The organism is Streptomyces sioyaensis (genome assembly GCF_004122735.1).
Classification (GTDB): domain Bacteria; phylum Actinomycetota; class Actinomycetes; order Streptomycetales; family Streptomycetaceae; genus Streptomyces; species Streptomyces sioyaensis.
Genome location: NZ_SDIF01000287.1, coordinates 1 through 1111, shown reverse-complemented (window position 1 = coordinate 1111; position 1111 = coordinate 1). Strand labels below are relative to the sequence as shown.

The window sequence follows — 1111 nt, the reverse complement described above, 5'->3', positions numbered from 1 at the left end:
GGGCCCCCGGGGGGAGGGGGAAGCGAAGCAAGGGGGATTCTCAGGAAATTCACAGAAAGGCGCAAGGAAGCTTTCACGGCGGCGTCCCAAGCTCACGGACATGACCGTGACTTCGTCGTCCTCAGCGTCGTTTCGTACGCCGGCTTCGGCCTCGTCCTCCAGGGGCGCGCCCGCGAAGCAGCCGGAGCTGCTGCGGGCCGACGGCAGTCCCGTGCGGGTCCTGGTCGTGGACGACGAGTCCTCGCTCGCCGATCTGCTGTCGCTGGCGCTGCGCTACGAGGGCTGGGACATCCGCGCGGAGGGAGACGGCGCGAGCGCGCTGCGCTGCGCCCGTAGTTGGCGGCCGGATGCGGTCCTGCTCGATGTGATGCTGCCGGACATGAACGGGCTGACGGTGCTCGGACGGCTGCGGCGTGAACTGCCGGACGTTCCGGTGCTGTTCCTGACCGCCAAGGACGCGGTCGAGGACCGGATCGCCGGGCTGACGGCGGGCGGCGACGACTATGTCACCAAGCCGTTCAGCCTGGAAGAGGTGGTGGCCCGGCTGCGGGGGCTGCTGCGCCGGGCCGGGGCGGCCGCCGCGCGGAGCGAGTCGCGGCTGACGGTGGGCGATCTGGTGCTCGACGAGGACAGTCATGAGGTGTGGCGGGACGGCCAGGAGATCCATCTGACGGCCACCGAGTTCGAGCTGCTGCGCTATCTGATGCGCAATCCGCGGCGGGTGCTGAGCAAGACGCAGATCCTCGACCGGGTCTGGAGCTATGACTTCGGGGGCCAGGCCAACGTCGTGGAGCTCTACATCTCGTATCTGCGGCGGAAGATCGACGTCGGGCGGGCGCCGATGATTCACACCCGCCGGGGCGCGGGCTATCTGATCAAGCCCGGTGAGTAGACACCAGGAAGACCGGTCCAGGCGACCCGAGTCATCCGAGCCATCCGAGCCAACCAGGCCACCCGAGTCATCCGAGCCATCCAGGCGACCCGAGTCATCCGAGCCATCTGAATCCGTCGACTCATCGGAGTCATCCGGGGCACCCGAGTCGGTCGACTCATCCGAGCCACTCGACCCGCTCACCCTCACCACCCCACCGCCGCCCACGGTCCCCCCGCC

General features: G+C 68.9%; 1 protein-coding gene. It reads left to right on the top strand.

The window, feature by feature from the left end:
• The first annotated feature begins 190 nt into the window (after window positions 1-190).
• Window positions 191-892 (top strand): response regulator transcription factor, encoded by a 702-nt coding sequence (locus EST54_RS33920; protein ID WP_129251484.1) that lies wholly within the window; start codon window positions 191-193, stop codon window positions 890-892.
• Window positions 893-1111: the final 219 nt, after the last annotated feature.